General features: G+C 62.5%; 14 protein-coding genes. 9 read left to right on the plus strand and 5 right to left on the minus strand.

Annotated features, from left to right (window positions below):
* The first annotated feature begins 22 nt into the window (after positions 1-22).
* Positions 23-847, plus strand: a complete 825-nt coding sequence (locus ACFJIU_RS07570; RefSeq protein ID WP_379069471.1) for a hypothetical protein — start codon at positions 23-25, stop codon at positions 845-847.
* Between the two features lie 109 nt (positions 848-956).
* On the opposite strand, the gene ACFJIU_RS07575 is transcribed toward ACFJIU_RS07570, so the two are convergent.
* Both ACFJIU_RS07575 and ACFJIU_RS07580 read right to left on the minus strand, forming a co-directional pair.
* Positions 957-4,058: an efflux RND transporter permease subunit gene (locus tag ACFJIU_RS07575; protein WP_379069474.1), complete on the minus strand. Its 3,102-nt coding sequence runs from the start codon at positions 4,056-4,058 to the stop codon at positions 957-959.
* A 51-nt stretch (positions 4,059-4,109) separates the two neighbouring features.
* On the minus strand, positions 4,110-5,267 hold the full coding sequence (locus ACFJIU_RS07580; RefSeq protein WP_379069476.1) for an efflux RND transporter periplasmic adaptor subunit: 1,158 nt from the start codon (positions 5,265-5,267) through the stop codon (positions 4,110-4,112).
* Positions 5,268-5,453: 186 nt separating this feature from the next.
* On the opposite strand from ACFJIU_RS07580, the gene ACFJIU_RS07585 reads away from it, so the two are divergent.
* The 4 genes from ACFJIU_RS07585 (at position 5,454) to ACFJIU_RS07600 (ending at position 8,610) form a co-directional block, all read left to right on the plus strand.
* Positions 5,454-6,065, plus strand: a complete 612-nt coding sequence (locus ACFJIU_RS07585; protein WP_379069479.1) for a TetR/AcrR family transcriptional regulator — start codon at positions 5,454-5,456, stop codon at positions 6,063-6,065.
* Positions 6,066-6,136: 71 nt separating this feature from the next.
* On the plus strand, positions 6,137-6,331 hold the full coding sequence (locus tag ACFJIU_RS07590; protein ID WP_379069482.1) for a hypothetical protein: 195 nt from the start codon (positions 6,137-6,139) through the stop codon (positions 6,329-6,331).
* A gap of 12 nt (positions 6,332-6,343) precedes the next feature.
* Positions 6,344-7,597 (plus strand): MFS transporter, encoded by a 1,254-nt coding sequence (locus tag ACFJIU_RS07595; protein WP_379069485.1) that lies wholly within the window; start codon positions 6,344-6,346, stop codon positions 7,595-7,597.
* A gap of 464 nt (positions 7,598-8,061) precedes the next feature.
* On the plus strand, positions 8,062-8,610 hold the full coding sequence (locus tag ACFJIU_RS07600; RefSeq protein WP_379069488.1) for an NADPH-dependent FMN reductase: 549 nt from the start codon (positions 8,062-8,064) through the stop codon (positions 8,608-8,610).
* Between the two features lie 70 nt (positions 8,611-8,680).
* On the opposite strand, the gene ACFJIU_RS07605 is transcribed toward ACFJIU_RS07600, so the two are convergent.
* Both ACFJIU_RS07605 and ACFJIU_RS07610 read right to left on the minus strand, forming a co-directional pair.
* A complete protein-coding gene (locus ACFJIU_RS07605) occupies positions 8,681-9,154 on the minus strand; it encodes a DUF2269 family protein (RefSeq protein ID WP_379069491.1) in 474 nt (157 codons plus the stop codon).
* Positions 9,155-9,157: 3 nt separating this feature from the next.
* Entirely contained in the window at positions 9,158-10,444 is a 1,287-nt protein-coding gene (locus ACFJIU_RS07610) for an SDR family oxidoreductase (protein ID WP_379069494.1), read from the minus strand.
* 314 nt (positions 10,445-10,758) lie between these two features.
* On the opposite strand from ACFJIU_RS07610, the gene ACFJIU_RS07615 reads away from it, so the two are divergent.
* Both ACFJIU_RS07615 and ACFJIU_RS07620 read left to right on the plus strand, forming a co-directional pair.
* Positions 10,759-11,643 (plus strand): LysR family transcriptional regulator, encoded by an 885-nt coding sequence (locus ACFJIU_RS07615; protein ID WP_379069497.1) that lies wholly within the window; start codon positions 10,759-10,761, stop codon positions 11,641-11,643.
* Positions 11,644-11,710: 67 nt separating this feature from the next.
* Positions 11,711-12,838 (plus strand): ATP-dependent RecD-like DNA helicase, encoded by a 1,128-nt coding sequence (locus ACFJIU_RS07620; RefSeq protein WP_129414452.1) that lies wholly within the window; start codon positions 11,711-11,713, stop codon positions 12,836-12,838.
* 24 nt (positions 12,839-12,862) lie between these two features.
* Here ACFJIU_RS07620 and ACFJIU_RS07625 read toward each other — a convergent pair whose 3' ends face one another.
* Positions 12,863-13,759 (minus strand): hypothetical protein, encoded by an 897-nt coding sequence (locus ACFJIU_RS07625; RefSeq protein WP_379069500.1) that lies wholly within the window; start codon positions 13,757-13,759, stop codon positions 12,863-12,865.
* 120 nt (positions 13,760-13,879) lie between these two features.
* Here ACFJIU_RS07625 and ACFJIU_RS07630 point away from each other — a divergent pair, with 120 nt between their 5' ends.
* Both ACFJIU_RS07630 and ACFJIU_RS07635 read left to right on the plus strand, forming a co-directional pair.
* Entirely contained in the window at positions 13,880-14,620 is a 741-nt protein-coding gene (locus tag ACFJIU_RS07630) for a pyridoxine 5'-phosphate synthase (protein WP_379069503.1), read from the plus strand.
* A gap of 106 nt (positions 14,621-14,726) precedes the next feature.
* A complete protein-coding gene (locus ACFJIU_RS07635) occupies positions 14,727-16,646 on the plus strand; it encodes a potassium transporter Kup (RefSeq protein WP_379069506.1) in 1,920 nt (639 codons plus the stop codon).
* Positions 16,647-16,709: the final 63 nt, after the last annotated feature.

Genomic DNA, 16,709 nt, shown 5'->3' on the forward strand with positions numbered 1-16,709 from the left:
TTGCGAGCGTGGATGGACGCTGATGTTTTATCACATCCTGACCTACAGCGCGGATCATGACCGTCGCGTTGCGCCGTTTCTGCGGGGGCGTCTCGCCCCTGTGCAGCTTCGTCGCTATACCGATCTCGATGGCGAGCCCCGCGATAACCATTGGAGCGAGGCTGAGTTTCGCTACGTCTTTGACGGCCCGCTGTGGTACACGTCACGCGAGAGGCGGATCGATCTCGATTTCTATCCGATCTATGATGGCTTCCTCGCCTCAAACAGATTGATCGGGCTTCTTGAGCATCATATTCCGAGCGGGCTTCGCGTTCATCCCGTCGAGATGGTGCATGAAGACGGGCAGTCGAATTCGACGCGAAAAATGAGTTTCTGTCAGATCCGCGACCGGCGACCGGCCTGTGACCTGTCCTGCATGGATATCGGCGGAGCGATCCACCCGGAATTGGCAGGTCCGAATCGGATCCAGACGCTGCGGGGCCGGACAGTAGTCGCCTGTGCGCAGAGCATTGTCCTCCAGTCGAATCTGCCACGCTGGTTCGAGGCAACAGACGTTATCCCGTTTGGCTTCCTGGTCGATGACGGGGTGCGGACCAAATGTGAAAAGGCCGATCTTGTTGGTCTCCGCTTCGTTGATCTGCGGGAGGTCGTTATCGTTGACTTCATGCCGAGTGCTTCGAGCGGATATTCGCTGCAGGGCCCGCAATGGCGGCTGCGTGATGATCTGAATACGTGGCGAGAGATCAACGGTCCGCCGATCCGCGATCAGTTCTTTGATCCATCAAAGCCAGATCCCGAGATCGCGGCTCTGATTGCCAATGCGAAAACAGCCTATGGCAAGCTATGATCCCCTGGTTATCGCGGCTCTTCGCTTCCCTTGGATAGAGTGCGCAAACCAAAAAGGGGCGCAGGGGTGGTGATTACCCCCCCGCGCCCGGCCAAACCCAAGCTGGAGCTTAGGGGTTCGGCATCTCTGCCTGCTTTGCCGCAAGCAGTTCTCCGGCGGCGCGATCGGCGTCGGTGACGGAAGTCAGCGGCCGCAGCCTGCGCGCCAGCCAGCCGTTCAGGTCGTCCATGACGGTGAACATCACCGGTACGAACACCAGCGACAGCAGCGTCGATGTGATGAGGCCGCCGATCACCGCAATCGCCATCGGCGCGCGGAAGCCGGCATCGGCGCCAACACCGATAGCTGCCGGGATCATGCCTGCCACCATGGCGATCGTCGTCATGATGATCGGCCGCGCGCGGGTGGTGCCGGCCTTCATCAGCGCGGTGCGCCGGTCGAGCCCCTCGCGCCTGGCTTCGATCGCGTAGTCGACCAGCAGGATCGAGTTCTTGCCGACGATGCCCATCAGCATCAGGATGCCGATGACCGACGACAGGTCGAGCGCCGAACCCGCGATGATCAGCGCCAGAGCGGCGCCGCCCAGCGACAGCGGCAGCGCGATCAGGATCGTCACCGGCTGCAGGAAGTCCTTGAACAGCAGAACCAGCACCGCGGTCACCATCAGCACGCCCGCCAGCACCGCCAGCGCGAAGTTGCGGAACATCTCGGTCATGGCTTCGGTGTCGCCATATTCCTTGAGGCTGACGCCGGCCGGCAACTGCTTGTAGGCCGGCAACTGCTTGATCGCCTCCATTGCGGTGCCGAGCGTGGCCTTGTTGTCGAGGTTGGCTTCGATGGCCACCTGGCGCCTGCGGTCGAGCCGCTCGATCTGGCCTTCCTCGGCGCCGAAGGAGATGTCCGCCACCGACGTGAGCGGAACCATCTTGCCGCCGGAGGTGCCGACGCGCAGCTTGCGCAGCGCTTCCAGGTCGGCTCGTGCGGAACTGTCCAGCAGCACGCGGATCGGCACCTGGCGGGTGCCGAGGTTGAACTGCGCGGAGGCGGAATCGATCTCGCCCAGTGTGGCGATGCGGGCGACGGTGCCGAGCGTCATCGATGACACGCCAAGGCGCGCCGCCTCGTCCGGCCGCGGTTTCACCAGCAGTTCGGGTGCCAGCGGCGGCTCGCTCGACAGCACGTTGGCCAGTTGGGGCAGGCCGCGCATCTCAGTTTCGAGCTTGCGTGCCGCATCCGACAGCACCTGCGCGTCCTCGCCTACCAGGTTGATCGTGACCTCCTTGCCGCCGCCATCCGAGAGGAAGGTGAACTGGATGTCCGGGGTCAATGCAAAGATCGGCCGCACCACTGCCTCGAAGCCCTTGCGGTCTTCGTTGCGTTCGCTGCGCGGTGTCAAACGGATCAGGAAGTTGGCCTGGTTGACGTTTTCGGAGGTGACCAGCACCGTCTCCACTTCCGGCCGGGCCAGAAGCTGCTTGACGATGCCGTCGGTCACACCTTCGGTCTCGGTGAGCCGGGTGCCGGGCGGCAGCGTCACCTTGACCTGCGACAGGTTGCCGTCGCTGGTCGGCAGGAAGCCGGTCGGCAGCATGGTGAGCAGTCCGATCGAACCTGCGAAGATCACCGCTACGATCGCCAGCGCGGTCTTGCGGTGGTCGAGCGTCCAGGCGAGCAGCGCAGTGTAGACGGTCGAAATCCTTGACGGTTCCGCGTCATGGTCGACCTGTTTCGCCGGCTGCATCAGATAGGCGGCCATCAGTGGCGTCAGCAGGCGGGCGACCAGCAGCGAGAACAGCACGGCAATGGCGACAGTCAGGCCGAACTGCTTGAAATACTGTCCGACGGCGCCACCGATGAAGCTCACCGGAGCGAAGATTGCAACGATGGTCAATGTCGTCGCAACCACCGCCAGGCCAATGGCGTCGGCCGCCTCGATCGAAGCGAGATAGGGTCGCTTGCCCATATGGATGTGGCGCTCGATGTTCTCGATCTCGACGATGGCGTCGTCGACGAGGATGCCGATCACCAGCGTCAGCGCCAGCAGACTGATCGAGTTCAGTGTGAAGCCGAGCAGGTCCATCGCCGCGAAGGTGGGCAGGATGGACAGCGGCATTGCCAGCGCCGAGATCATGGTGGCGCGCCAGTTGCGCAGGAAAAGGAACACCACGATGACCGTCAGCACCGCGCCTTCCACCAGCGCGGTCGAGGCGGCGTCGTAGCTTTCCATCGTATATTGCACGGTCGAGATCAGCTCCTTGATCTCGATATCCGGCGAGCGGGCCTGGATTTCGGCGATACGCGCGCGGGCCGCGTCGGCAACGGTGGTGTCGCTGTAGCCCTTGCCGCGCGAGACCGAGAAGCCGACGGTGGATTCGCCGTCCTGTCGTGCGAAGAAGCGGGGCTCTGCCGCGCCGTCGGTGACGGTCGCGATGTCTGCCAGTTTCACCCAGCGCCTGTCTGGCAGCGGCAGGGAGAGCTGCGCCAGCTCTTCCACCGTCTTGACGCTGCCGAGCGCGCGGATGGATTGCTCGCGCCCGCCGATGGTGCCGCGGCCGCCGGGAATATTGGCGTTGTTGTCACGCAGCGCCGCATTGACCTGATCGGCGGTCACGCCGAGTGCCAGCATCTTGTCGGGGTCGAGCGAGACCCGGATCTCACGGTTGACGCCGCCCAGCCGCTGCACTTTCTGGACGCCGCTGACCGCGAGCAACTCGCGGTTGATGGTGTCGTCGACGAACCAGGACAGTTCGACCGGCGTCATGCGCGGCGCCTTGACCGTGTAGTAGAGGATGGCGCTGCCGTCGACGTCGACGCGCGAGATCACCGGTTCCTGGATCGATTGCGGCAGATCCGAGCGGATCTGCTGGACTGCCTCGCGCACATCGTTGGTGGCGCGGTCGGGATCGACGCCGATCTTGAACTCGACCTCGGTGACCGAGGAACCGGTGGTGACGGTCGACTTGATGTGGTTGACGCCGGCAAGGCCCGACGCCGCGCCTTCGACGCGTCGGGTGACCTGCGTCTCCAGCTCCGCCGGGGCAGCACTCGACTGCGTCACCGTCACTGTGACGATCGGGAAGCTGACATTGGGATTGGCGTTGATCGGCAGCCGCATGAAGGCGGCGAGACCCGCAAAGGTCAGCACGATGAACAGGACGATGGTAGGGACCGGCTTGCGGATCGCCCAGGCAGAGATATTGCTAGTGTGCATTTTTCATACTCGGTGGTCCTTCCGAAAATCGGTTCCGATTTTCGGGGCCTGTCATTTCTTCACGCTGCCGGCCTGCACCAGGTCGACGACCGTGACGGCGTCGCCTTCGCGCAGGGCCGCGCCGGCCTTGGCGACGATGCGTTCGCCGGGCTCAAGACCGGCGCGGATCTCGACCTTGCCGCTCTTGCGCAGGCCGGTTTCGACCGGTCGGCGCTGCACGCGGCCGTCATTGACGACAAACACAGCGCAATCGTCGGTCCCACGGCCGTAGACCAGCGCACTGTCGGCCACGACGATGGCCTCGCGCCTGGCGAAGATCACTTCGGCCTTGCCGAAGGCGCCTACAAACAGTGGCTCCCTGGTGTCGAGCGTGACTTGTGCCGATCCCAGTCGGGTCTCGCGATCTATCTTCGGGGCAACGATGCGCACCTTGCCGTCGATCTCTCCGGTACGGCCGGCGAGCCTCACCTTGACGGGCTGACCGATGGCGAGCGCCGGCAGATCGGCTTCCGGAACCTCGGCGGCGAATTCGACCGCGCCGTCGCGGATAAGGCGGATCAACGGTTCAGCACCGGCCTGCGCACCGGCACGCGCCAGGCGCTCGGAGACCACGCCGTCGGCGGGCGCGCGGACGACGGCGCGCTCGAGTTGCCGCTCCGCTTCGGCACGCTGCGCCTGCGCTTCGGCATTCTCCGCCCGCTGCACGGCAACAGCCTGTTTGGCCACTGCAACGGCGGAAGCGCGGTCCTCATAAGTCTGCTGTGAGATGGTTCGGGTCATTTGCAGCCGTTCGGCACGATCGAGTGCCGACTGGGTCTGCGCCAGCGTTGCTTCCTGCTGGGCAAGGGAGGCCTTGCTGCGCGCCACACGACCGTCCGATTCGCGTAGCTTGTTTTCCAGCATCGCCGTTTCCAGCCTGACCAGCACCTGGCCGGCCTTGACGTGTTCGCCGACTTCCACTTCGACCGCGGCGATGCGCTGGTCCTGCAGGGCGGTTCCCACGGCGATCTCGTCGCGCGCCACCAGCACCCCGGTGAAGGTCAAGGTCCATTCGGCAGGCTGCCGTTCCGCGATGAAGGTGGAAACGGTGCGCTGTGAGAAATCGGCCGTGGCTGCCGCGGCGCCTTCGGCCTGCAGCGATCCGATGCCTGCTGCGCCGATGAAAAGAGATGCCACCGCTGCCCGAACAAAGCGAGAAACGTAACGCATGGGTACTGTCGCCTATATCTGCGGCGTCCCCCGCCGCGCTCACTTATTTATTAGACTAGTCGATCTAATAAACGACTCTATAGGGTGTCAAGACGCCGAAATGTGCTAATTTCGGCATTGACATGGCCCATGTCGCTATTTATTAGACTGAGTAGTCTAGAAATAAAAAGGCGGAATTGAGGCGGAATGCGCAAGGTTGATCCCGAGAGGCATGAAGCGAAGCGCCAGCAGATTTTACAGGCGGCGGTCGCCTGTTTCGCGCGCAAGGGATTCCACCGTACCTCGACCGCGGAAATCTGCGCCGAAGCCGGCATGAGCCCCGGCAATCTTTTCTATTATTTCCCGAACAAGCAGGCGATCATCGCCGCCATCGTGGAGGAGGAGCGACGCCAGACCGCCGACTATTTCGAGGGCACCATTCAGTCGGCGGACCTGTTTGCCGAACTGCTCGACTTCATGGACATCGTGCTCGAGCTCGCTTCCGACCCGACCTATCTCAAGCTGGCGCTCGAGATCGCGGCCGAGGCAATGCGTGACGAAGGGATCGGCAAGCTTGTCACCAAGAACGACAACGAATTGCAGACGGCGCTGAACACGCTGTTGCGCAATGCTGCCGCCCGGGGCCAGGTCGATCCGTCGCTTGACCCTGCCGACAGTGCCCGTTGGATCGCGGCACTCATCGACGGCGTCTTCAGCCGGGTTGCCATCGACCCCGGTTTCAACCCCTTGGAGCAGCGGCCGATGCTGCGACTCCTGATCACGCGCTTCCTGCGGCCAGGCGCGGCGCCGACGAGCTGAAGTCGGCGATCAAGGCGGCTTCCGGCATTGGAAAAGCCGCAAGTCGCATCCGGTTTTGGAAAGAAACGACGATGCAGATGCAGAAACGCTGGTGGCTGGGTTTTCTCGGCTTCATCGGCCTTTACAAGCTTCCCGACGTGATGGCGGCCTTCAGCGGGCAGGCCAGCGCCTGGGAATACATCTACCTCTCCTGGCTGATCTGGCTGCTCTATTTCGTGCCCGAGAAGGCGCCGAAGCATGACGCCGCCGCACAGGACAAACAATAAACGTTCATCATCATGGCCGACGACCAAAAGGCACTGCGGCTGGCGCGCACGATCTGGCCTTATACCGGGCTCCAATTTGCCAGCATCACCGTTAATCTCGCCAACGCGATCACCGCGGTGGTCTATCCCTGGCTGGTCTACGACCTCTCGGGCAATGCCAGCTGGATGGGCATCATCGCGGCGCTGACGCTGTTTCCGGCCATCTTCGGCTCGGCCTTGGGCGGCATCGTCGCCGAGAAGGTCGGTATCCGCCGGATGGCGCTGCTTTCGGTGGCGATGGGGACTGCTGCCGCCATCGCCGCGGCCGCAGCGTATGATGCCGGCCTGCTTACCATTGGACTGCTGGCAAGCCTTGCCTTGCTCGGCGCCATTCTCGACGGGCCGGGCGGCATCGCAATCGAGGCGCGTGTGCCCGAGATCGCCAGGCTGGCGCGTCTGCCCCTGATCCGCGCCAACGCCATAGACGACCTCGTCGACAACGGCGCGGCGATCGCCGGGCCGGCGATCGCGGCTTTCCTGGTCGCCGTCGCCAGCACGACGGTTTTGTTGTGGGTTATCGCTGCCATCAATCTTCTGGCCGCCATTCTGGTCGCCGTCAGTGTGCCGCGCTTCCGGCTGCGCCGCATCGCCGGCTCGACGCTCGGCCAGATGAAAGCTGGGCTCAGCTTCATCTTCGGCCAGCCGACGCTGCGTTCGGCGCTGATCCTGGCTGGCATCGGTACGAGCATCTTCGTCGCGGTCGAAGGCATTGCCCTGCCGGCGATCCTGCGCACGGAAGGCAGGTCGGCTGCATTGCTCGGCATGTTCTTGTCTGCGGCCGCCGCCGGCGCGATCGCCTCCAATGTCGCCCTGGCCTTCGCCAGCCAGGCACCGTCGCTGCGTGGCATCTTTTCTACCGCCTTTGCCGGGCTCGCCGCTGGCGTCGCCCTGCTGCTGTTTGGCCGGTCGGTACCGATCATGATCGCCTCGGGCGCCATGCTGGGCGTTGCCGCCGGCCCGCTGTCGCCGGTCTTTGCGACCCTGTTGCAATCGAGTGTGCCGAAGGACCTGCGCGCCAACGTCATCGGCATCTCGCTGAGCCTTGTGCTGCTGGGCGCGCCGGTGGCAGCCCTCATTGCCGGGGTGGCGTTGGACACTTTCGGTGCGACCGCCGTGTTGGTCGCCTGTTCGGCTTTGCTGTCGTCATGCGCGCTTGCTGCGCTCGGCATGCCGGGCCTGCGCGGGGTGGCGGCCAGCCTTTCGAGCGAGGCGGCAAGGCCAGAGTAGCGCAACGCTTACGCTTGGCGGCATGCGCTTTCGTAAGGGCATTGCCACAAAGTACAATTCCTTTGCCCGATCAAAGCGATATCGTCTTCCTTGCTCTATGCGTACGGGGATGATTCATCGTGCGGGGGCGGGCCCGTCTGCAGGCATATGCCTACAAAAGTAGCAGACGGGCTTTCCTTTGTCCGGCGTGCGGTCTGGAACCGTCACCGCTTTCCAGTCTTCCCCAATATTCACTATCTCTCCGCTTCGGAGGGGCTGCGCATCCGTCGCTTTTCGACAAAGGGCAGCAGGTCACCGCCGAACAGGTGACGCACTGTTCTCAAAACATTGAATTGCCGCATCAGGTGATATGAACTATTCGGCGACCGCTTGGCGCCGGCCGAGGGGATCACATGGCCACCAGGGATATCTGGCGGCTTCCGGCGTTGGGAGCGTCTCTAACCATTGTCTCAAGGGATATTTCCATGACCAAAGTGGCCGTACTCGTCGGCAGCCTGCGCAAGGACTCCTTCAACCGCAAGATCGCCAAGGCGCTTGCTGCACTGACGCCGGGTCTTGAATTCGACTTCCTCGATATCGGCGCCGTTTCCTTCTACAATCAGGACCTCGACACCAACCCGCCGGCCGACTGGGTGGCCTTCCGCAAACACATCGCCGATGCCGATGCCGTGCTGTTTGCAACCGCCGAATACAACCGTTCTGTTCCGGGCGTGTTGAAGAATGCTGTCGACGTCGCCTCGCGCCCCTACGGCCAGGGTGCATTGAACGGCAAGCCGGCGGCGATCATCTCCACCTCGATCGGTGCTATCGGCGGCTTCGGCTCCAACCATCACCTGCGCCAGTCGCTCGCCTTCCTCAACATGCCGGTGATGGGACAGCCGGAAGCCTATATCGGTGGAGCTGCCAGCTTGTTCGACGAGGCCGGCAATCTGACCAACCAGGGCACCAAGGATTTCCTCATCGCATTCGGCAAGGCGTTTGCGCAGCACATCGCCCTGCACGCCAAAAAGTAGCGGCTGGCTCCCTGAAAAGAAGAGGCCGGAGGAAAGATCCGGCCTTTTTGTCTCGGCTGGATTGCCTTGGTCAAAACCAGGCGATCGATGGTTTCGTCAGCATGAGCCAGAATATGGCGAGAACGCAGGCGAAGGCCGGCCAGCCGAAAGCGAACCAGATTCGATAGAGACGGTAATACCGTTCGGGCAGCGGGCTCGCTGCCTCTGCAGCCTCCCGCGCGAGATCGCGCAAGCGAATTTGGATGACCACCACCGGTAACCAGAATAGTCCGGTGACGACATAAAGAACCAGAGAGAGAACGATCCAGCCTTCGGAAAGCGACCAGCCGAGCTGGTAGGCCAGAAGGGCGCCGGTGACTGGCTGCAGGATGACAGCTGTTGCCGTGAAGATCGTATCGGCTATGACGACCGTGCCTGCGACATGGGCAATCAAATCCGGCCTGAGGCTGCGGTGCGCGACGACCATGAAGAATGCGATGCCCAGGCCCGTGCCAAACAGCACCGTGGCGCCAAGCACATGGGCGAGCCGCAGAAGATCCACCATTGCTCAGCGTTCCTCGATGATGGCGAGCGCGACAACCGCCAGAACGATCTGCGGAATGACCTTCACCAGAACGCCGAGCGGGTCGAGCCAGAGCGAAGGTGCCAGCATGGACGCAGTCGCGAGATAACACAGCGAGAGGCCGATCATGCCAAGCAGAGCCGGGCGAACCGTGCGTCGCGCGGCGGCAGCCAGCCCCAGCCCGATATCCGCAAGACTGGTCGCGAGGGTGAGCAGCATAGCGCCCGCCAGAGGAACACCCACTTTTGTCAGATGAGCGCTGGAGGCATCGAAAAGGGTTAGTGACACCACGCCCGAGACGAACCAGAACAGTGACAGCGTGCCTATGACCAGCGGCTTCAGGAGATAGAGCCGAGCGAACCATAGATCCTGAGCTCCAGCGGGCTGGGCGTGGAGGGTTTCGTCGAGCGTTTTGGGGATGAAGGGCAAATTCACGTCGCCGGTGCTGGTCACCCCACCAGACGCGGCGACCATCGCTGTCGATCGCAAGGGCGAGCGCCATCCAAGCCAGCCGAGCCCATCGGCCAGGCGCGACACCGCCGATGCAACAAATATCGGGACAGCCAGGACAGATGCAGTCGGCAGGCCAAGCCACGCCCGGTGTCGCGCTACGATCTCTGCCAGCGTGAAGGTCTGCGGTGCGGCGACATGCAGATCGCGGCCGGCAGGAATACCGTTCTCCAGCGCCAGGATCACGGCGAGAGTGACATCGTCCAGCGCAGTCACCTCGATCGGTGCGTCTGCATTCACCAGCGGTGTTACAAGTGGAAAGGCGGCCAACGCTCGCAGCAGCGATGAACCGCCGTAACAATTGCGGCCGATGACGAGCGCGGGTCGCAGGATGACGAACGGTAAACCGGACCGTGTCAGTGCTTCGTCAGCTTCTCGCTTGGTGGCAAGAAATTCTGTTGCTGCAGCGATCCCGTCGGTCCGAGCCGAGATCTGCACCACAAGTTTGATGCCGGACCTCACCGAAGCATCGTAAAGGGCGAGCATTGCGGTTTCCTGCAATGCCTTTACATCGTCGCGAGCTCCGTCTTGCAAAGCGCCTGCGCAATTGACGACGGCATCCATTCCCTTGAGCAAGGGTAGCCAGGCTTCGGCATTGGAAAGGCGGGCGATGTCTGCCTTGCGCCAATCGACACCTGGCATGCGTCGCGATGGGGCAACGATATCACGCCCGATCGCCACGAGTTCGTGACCGCGCCGCGCCAGCGCTAGCGTCACGGCCGAGCCTATCAATCCGCTGCCACCCAGAATCAAGACACGCATGTCTGTATGATAGCGGGTCACCCGGTGCGGTACAGTTGGGCGCTTTTCCCGTCGGCTGCCCGGCTGACAGGCGCGCCTCGCTCGCTTGTCGCTTCGTCAGCGCCAGATCCGTCAACAGATGCGCGTCCAGCTCGCGCAGCGCCGCGCGCTGGCGTAGCCGCGACGATGGAGACTGGGCGAGATAACGCAGCAGTTCGAGGATGATGGTGCAGACTGGCATGGCGATCCCGGCTGGTGTGGTTCGCTATGATCGCGGGATGCAGCCTGCAAAGGAATTCTTGCATAGCTGATACAAAGCATTAGAATTTCTTTGCATGCGCGGGTTAAATCTGGACCAATTGCAAACCCTTCTCGATGTTGTCGAACTGGGCAGCTTTTCGGCCGCCGCTCGAAAACAGGGGCTGACGCAACCTGCGATCAGCCTGCAAGTGCGGGAGCTGGAGAGACGGCTTGGGGTGAGGCTGATCGAGCGCATAGGTCGCAAGGCACAGCCGACGGCAGCGGGCATCGAGCTTTCCTTGCACGCCGAACGTATTGGTGCCGCGGCAGATGCCGCGCTGGACGCGATGGCGGGTCATGCCAGCAACCAGCCTGGCCGTGTTCGCATCGGCACCGGCGCCACGGCCAGCATTCATCTGCTGCCACCGGCGTTGAAAGCGTTGCGGGAACGCTTTCCCACAATGGAGATCACGGTGAACACCGGCAATGCGGCGGCGATCGTCGAGGCCGTGCAGGAAAACCGTATCGACATCGGACTCGTGACCTTGCCGGTCTCCGGCCGTTCGCTCGACATCAGGCCTCTGGTCGAGGACGAATTCGTCGCGGTTTTTGCCTCCGGCGCGCCGATACCGGTCGAAACGACACCCGAAACCCTTTCCGCCTTGCAACTCGTATTGTTCGAGACCGGCGGCAATGCCTACCGTCTCGTCGAGGGCTGGTTCGCGGCGGCGGGTATCCGCATGAAGCCTGCGATGTCGCTGGGCAGCGTCGAGGCAATCAAGGAACTGGTGGCGGCGGGGCTTGGCTGTGCGATCCTTCCCCGACAGGCCGTGGACAACGAGCGGGACGCCAGGCGTTTCGGCATCAGGCAGCTGTCGCCGCCGCTTTCGCGTACTCTGGCCATGGTGCTGCGCACGGACAAGCTGCGCGACCGGGGGCTGCGCGAAACCGTGAAGGCTTTCGAGAGACTGGCAAAGTAGTCTCCGGTGGCAGCTATGTGACCAATGGGGTCTTGCCGTCGGCGACAGAATCTCCTTTGTCTCGGCCATGGAACTTTCACCCCAACAGGATGAGGCGCTGAAGGCGGTTGCACGCTGGCTGAAAGTCGGCCAGCCGCAGGTCTTTCGTCTGTTCGGCTATGCGGGCACCGGCAAGACGACGCTGGCGCGTTATTTTGCCGAGCATGTCGATGGCCAGGTGCAGTTCGCGGCTTTCACCGGCAAGGCCGCGCAGGTGCTCCGTTCAAAGGGAGCGGTCAATGCCCGCACCATCCATTCGCTGATCTATCGCCCGCGCGGCGAAGAGGCCGTGGAGGACGAAACCACCGGCAAGACCTCGATAAACCCGACCTTTTCGCTCAACCGCCAGAGCCCGATCGCCAAGGCGGCTCTGGTCATCATCGACGAGTGCTCGATGGTGGACGAGCAGCTCGGACGCGATCTGCTGTCCTTCGGTACGCCGGTGCTGGTGCTGGGCGATCCGGCGCAGCTGCCGCCAATCTCCGGTGGCGGCTTCTTCACCGAGCATGAACCGGACTATCTGCTCACGGAGATCCATCGCCAGGCGCGCGACAACCCGATCATCCGACTGGCACTCGACGTGCGCGAGGGGCGTGAGTTCATGCGTGGTGATTATGGCGCCGCCCAGGTCATCGGCCGCGAGGAGGTCAACCAGGATCTGGTGTTGAAGGCCGATCAGGTGCTGGTCGGACGCAATCAGACCAGGCGGCGCTATAACCAGCGCCTGCGCGAACTGAAGGGTTTTACCGCAGACTACCCACAGGCCGGCGACAAGCTGGTCTGCCTGCGCAACGATCCGGCGAAGGGGCTGCTCAACGGTTCTCTATGGAAGGTGATGACATCTTCGCGCGAGACGGTGAAGCCGGGTATCAACCTGCTGGTCTCGCCGGAAGAGGACGATCCCGATCGCGGAGTCGCCAAGATCAAACTGCTCAAGGCGGCTTTCGAGAATCCGGAAGAGGAGATTTCCTGGCAGCAGAAGAAACGCTTCGACGATTTCGACTTCGGTTATGCGCTTACCGTGCACAAGGCGCAGGGTTCGCAGTGGAACGAGGTCGTGCTGTTCGATGAGAGCTTCGCCTTCAAAGAGACACGTCAGCGCTGGCTTTATACAGCCATCACCCGTGCTGCAGAGCGACTGACGGTTGTGCGCTGACCTGAGGACCGACGTGCGGCCACCTCACGCTAGCCAGGCAACGATTTCGAATAACACTGCCGTTGCATCGTCGCTTACCTTGAAGCGTGGATATTGCTGCCCGTCGGGATCCTCGTCGCGTTCGATGCGGCGCAGCTCTTTCATCAACTCGTGCAGACCGTGTTCTCCGGCGGTCCGGATCAATCCGGCGCCGTCATATCGCCCATATTTGTCTGCCAGAGCGGAAAAACCGTCAGTGCACAAAAGTCCGCGTGCCGGCAGGGCAGGGCCGAACCGGCGGATGGAAAGATGGGCGGCGGCGTCCGGCGCGCTGCCCAGCGTCCACACTGCGCCGCCGGGCTGGTTGTGGCGCGCCCGCGACCGACGCAGGGCTTCACGCACCACAGGCTCCTCGGCAAGCGAGCGCCAGGCGGCCAGGCCGCCAGCTTGTGCCACGGCGCGGCGCGCACCTTCGCTTTCCGCCTTGCTGTAGTCTCCGTTGGTCTCGAACGCCGTGCCATCCGCGCCAGCCAGGAACAGCCGGCAATCGCCGAGACCGTAGACAGCCAATTCCCGGCCTTCCATGCGCACCAGTTGAAAGCTCGCTGTCGGCAGAGCCCAGGTTTCCAACGTGTCCCCGGCGGCGACTTCGACGATTCTTTGTCGGACACGCATGTTCACGTTGCGGACCACATCGGCGATCGGGTTGGTCATGTGGATTTCCGCTTCGAAAGCCTGTGCCGCAAAGACAGCAAGCCAAGCGGCGTCAGACGTGGCGTCGAGCAGGGGCTTGCCGCCGAGCCCCGTGGCGCCATCGATGACGAAAGCGCAAGCGGCGTTGCCACCGGCGATATCCTCATTGCGGCGAGCCGCGTTGCCGGGATCGGAAAGCGAATCGAGAATGCGCAGTGTCGGCATGGGAATCCTTGAGATGCTGCTCATCTTGCCTATCCAGCCCGAGCACGCAATCGAAAGCGGAAGGCTGGAACAGCCGAAAAGGATGTTGGTTTCGCCAGCGCTGGGCTATAGGTTCTGCCGCCCGCAACCGCCTCAAGGCCGACCATGCCCGCCAAGCTTTCCGTGAACCTCAATGCCATCGCGTTGCTGCGCAACCGTCGTGATCTGCCTTGGCCAAGTGTGACGGGTCTCGGTCGCGTTGCGCTTGCAGCCGGTGCGCATGGCCTGACCGTGCATCCGCGGCCCGATGAACGTCATACCCGTCATGCCGATTTGCCGGAGCTTCGCGCGCTGATCGACGACGAGTTCCCCCGGGCCGAGTTCAATATCGAAGGTTACCCGACCGAGGATTTTCTCGAGCTTGTGGAAAAGAACCAGCCCGAGCAGGTGACTTTGGTGCCGGACGATCCTGCACAGGCGACCTCGGATCATGGCTGGAACTTTGTCGAGCAGGCTGATTTTCTTGAACCCATCGTCAGACGTCTGAAGAAGGGCGGTTTCCGCGTTTCCCTGTTTTCTGATCCCGATCCCGCCGGTGCAACAGTGGCGCGTGATATCGGTGCTGATCGCATCGAGCTCTATACCGGCCCCTACGGCGGTTACCATTCCGATTCGGAAAAAGCGGCCAAGGAATTGGAAAGGCTAGGAAAAACGGCGGATGCGGCGATGGCTGCCGGGCTCCAGGTCAATGCCGGACACGATCTGGTGGTGTCCAATTTGCCGCCCTTGGTGAAGCGCATCCCGGCGCTGGCGGAAGTCTCGATCGGACATGGCTTGACAGCCGATGCGCTGGAGTATGGCATGGCAGGCACGATAGGGCGGTTCCTGAAGGCGTGCGGGTGGTAGAGGCGATTTGTTCGAACCCGCGAATGTCAGCGTCATGACGCCGGGGCACTTGATATTGCATTGCGGCAAGCGTAGAGCACCGCGCGCTTGAAACGGAGTGTCACCGATGGCCGCTGCCAACCATGGCGCTGAGGCTGAAGGAACCGAACTGCCCGAGCATTCAGGGGTTGAGCAGCACAGCACCAAGGTGTTGATGCTGGGCGCTCTCGGTGTCGTCTATGGCGACATCGGTACGAGCCCGATCTATGCTTTCCGCGAAGCGCTGGTCGCTGCATCCGGCAGCGAACTGTCCAAGCGCGAGGATGTGCTCGGCGTCCTGTCACTGGTGATCTGGGCGCTGACCATCATCGTCACCATCAAATACATCATGTTCGTGCTGCGCGCCGACAACCGCGGCGAGGGCGGCACACTGTCGCTGATGGCGCTGGCGCGCGCCACGTTTCAGAAGCGCTCTGCAATCGTGCTTGGCATCGGCATGGTCGGTGCTTCGCTGTTCTACGGCGATGCCGTCATCACGCCGGCAATCTCGGTGCTGTCGGCCGTCGAAGGCATGAAGGTGGTCACCCCGGCGTTTGATCCCTATGTCGTGCCGCTGACGCTGGTGATCCTGGCGATCCTGTTTTCGGTGCAGCGGTTCGGCACCGGCAGCGTTGCCCTGATCTTCGGGCCGATCACCGCACTCTGGTTCCTTGCCATTGGTGTTTCCGGCATCGTCCACATCATCGATGATCCGGAAGTCCTGCTGGCGATCAATCCGTATTACATCGTGCATTTCCTCATCAATTCACCGGGCGTTGCCTTCGTCACCGTGGGTGCGATCTTCCTGGCGGTGACGGGCGCGGAAGCGCTTTATGCCGACCTCGGTCATTTTGGCCGCAAGCCGATTGTGCTTGCCTGGCTCTGGGTCGTCTTTCCCAGTCTGCTGCTCAATTACGCCGGGCAGGCTGCCTATGTGCTGGCGCGAGGTGGAGAAATTGGCCATCCGTTCTTCGAAATGAACGAAGGCTGGGCGCTGATCCCGATGGTGGTGCTTGCGACCGCCGCGACCGTCATCGCCAGCCAGGCGGTGATTTCGGGTGCTTTTTCGCTGACCCGCCAGGCCGTGCAGCTCAACATGCTGCCGCGTCTTGAGATCCAGCATACGTCCGAGAAACAGTCTGGCCAGATCTACATGCCGCGCGTGAATTTCATCCTGGCGATCGTGGTCATGTTGCTGGTTGTCGGCTTCCAGCAGTCGAGCTCGCTGGCCTCAGCCTATGGTATTTCCGTGACCGGCAACATGCTGGTCACGACCGTACTGCTGTTCGTGATCATGACGCGTATCTGGAAATGGCACCTCGGTGTCGCCGTGGCGCTGACGGCGCTATTTGCGTTCATCGATGTCGGCTTCTTCGTCTCCAACATCGTCAAGGTGTTCGAAGGCGGCTGGGCTTCGCTTGCTGTTGCATTCTCGGTGGTGCTGGTGATGTGGACCTGGGTGCGCGGCAGTCGCTATCTCTTCGAAAAGACGCGCCGCAACGAGATCCCGCTCGATTTCCTCGCCGGCAATCTGCTGAAGAAAAAGCCGCAGGTGGTTGCCGGTACGGCCGTGTTTCTGACCAGCGATCCGCTGAGTGCGCCGACCGCGCTCATGCACAGCCTCAAGCACTACAAGGTGCTGCACGAGCAGAACGTCATCCTGTCTGTGGTGACGGCGCCGCAACCGGTCGTGCCTGACAGCGAACGCGTCAAGATGGAGGCCATCAACGAGCTGTTCATGCGGGTTTCGTTGACCTTCGGCTACATGGAGCAGCCCAACATCCCGAAGGCGCTGGCGATATGCCGCAAGCAGGGCTGGAAGTTCGATATCATGACGACGTCGTTCTTCCTGTCGCGTCGGTCGCTGAAGGCTTCGCCAAATTCGGGCATGCCGTTGTGGCAGGACAGGCTGTTCATCGGCCTGGCGCGTACCGCCGCCGACGCGACCGAATACTTCCAGATCCCGACAGGTCGTGTCGTCGAAGTCGGTACGCAGGTGACGATCTAAGGATGGTCAGGCCGTGACCGATGTCGCGGCCTTCAGGGCCGCGATCAGTAGGCGCAGTCGATC

This window comes from Mesorhizobium sp. UC74_2 (genome assembly GCF_042701485.1).
GTDB lineage: Bacteria > Pseudomonadota > Alphaproteobacteria > Rhizobiales > Rhizobiaceae > Mesorhizobium.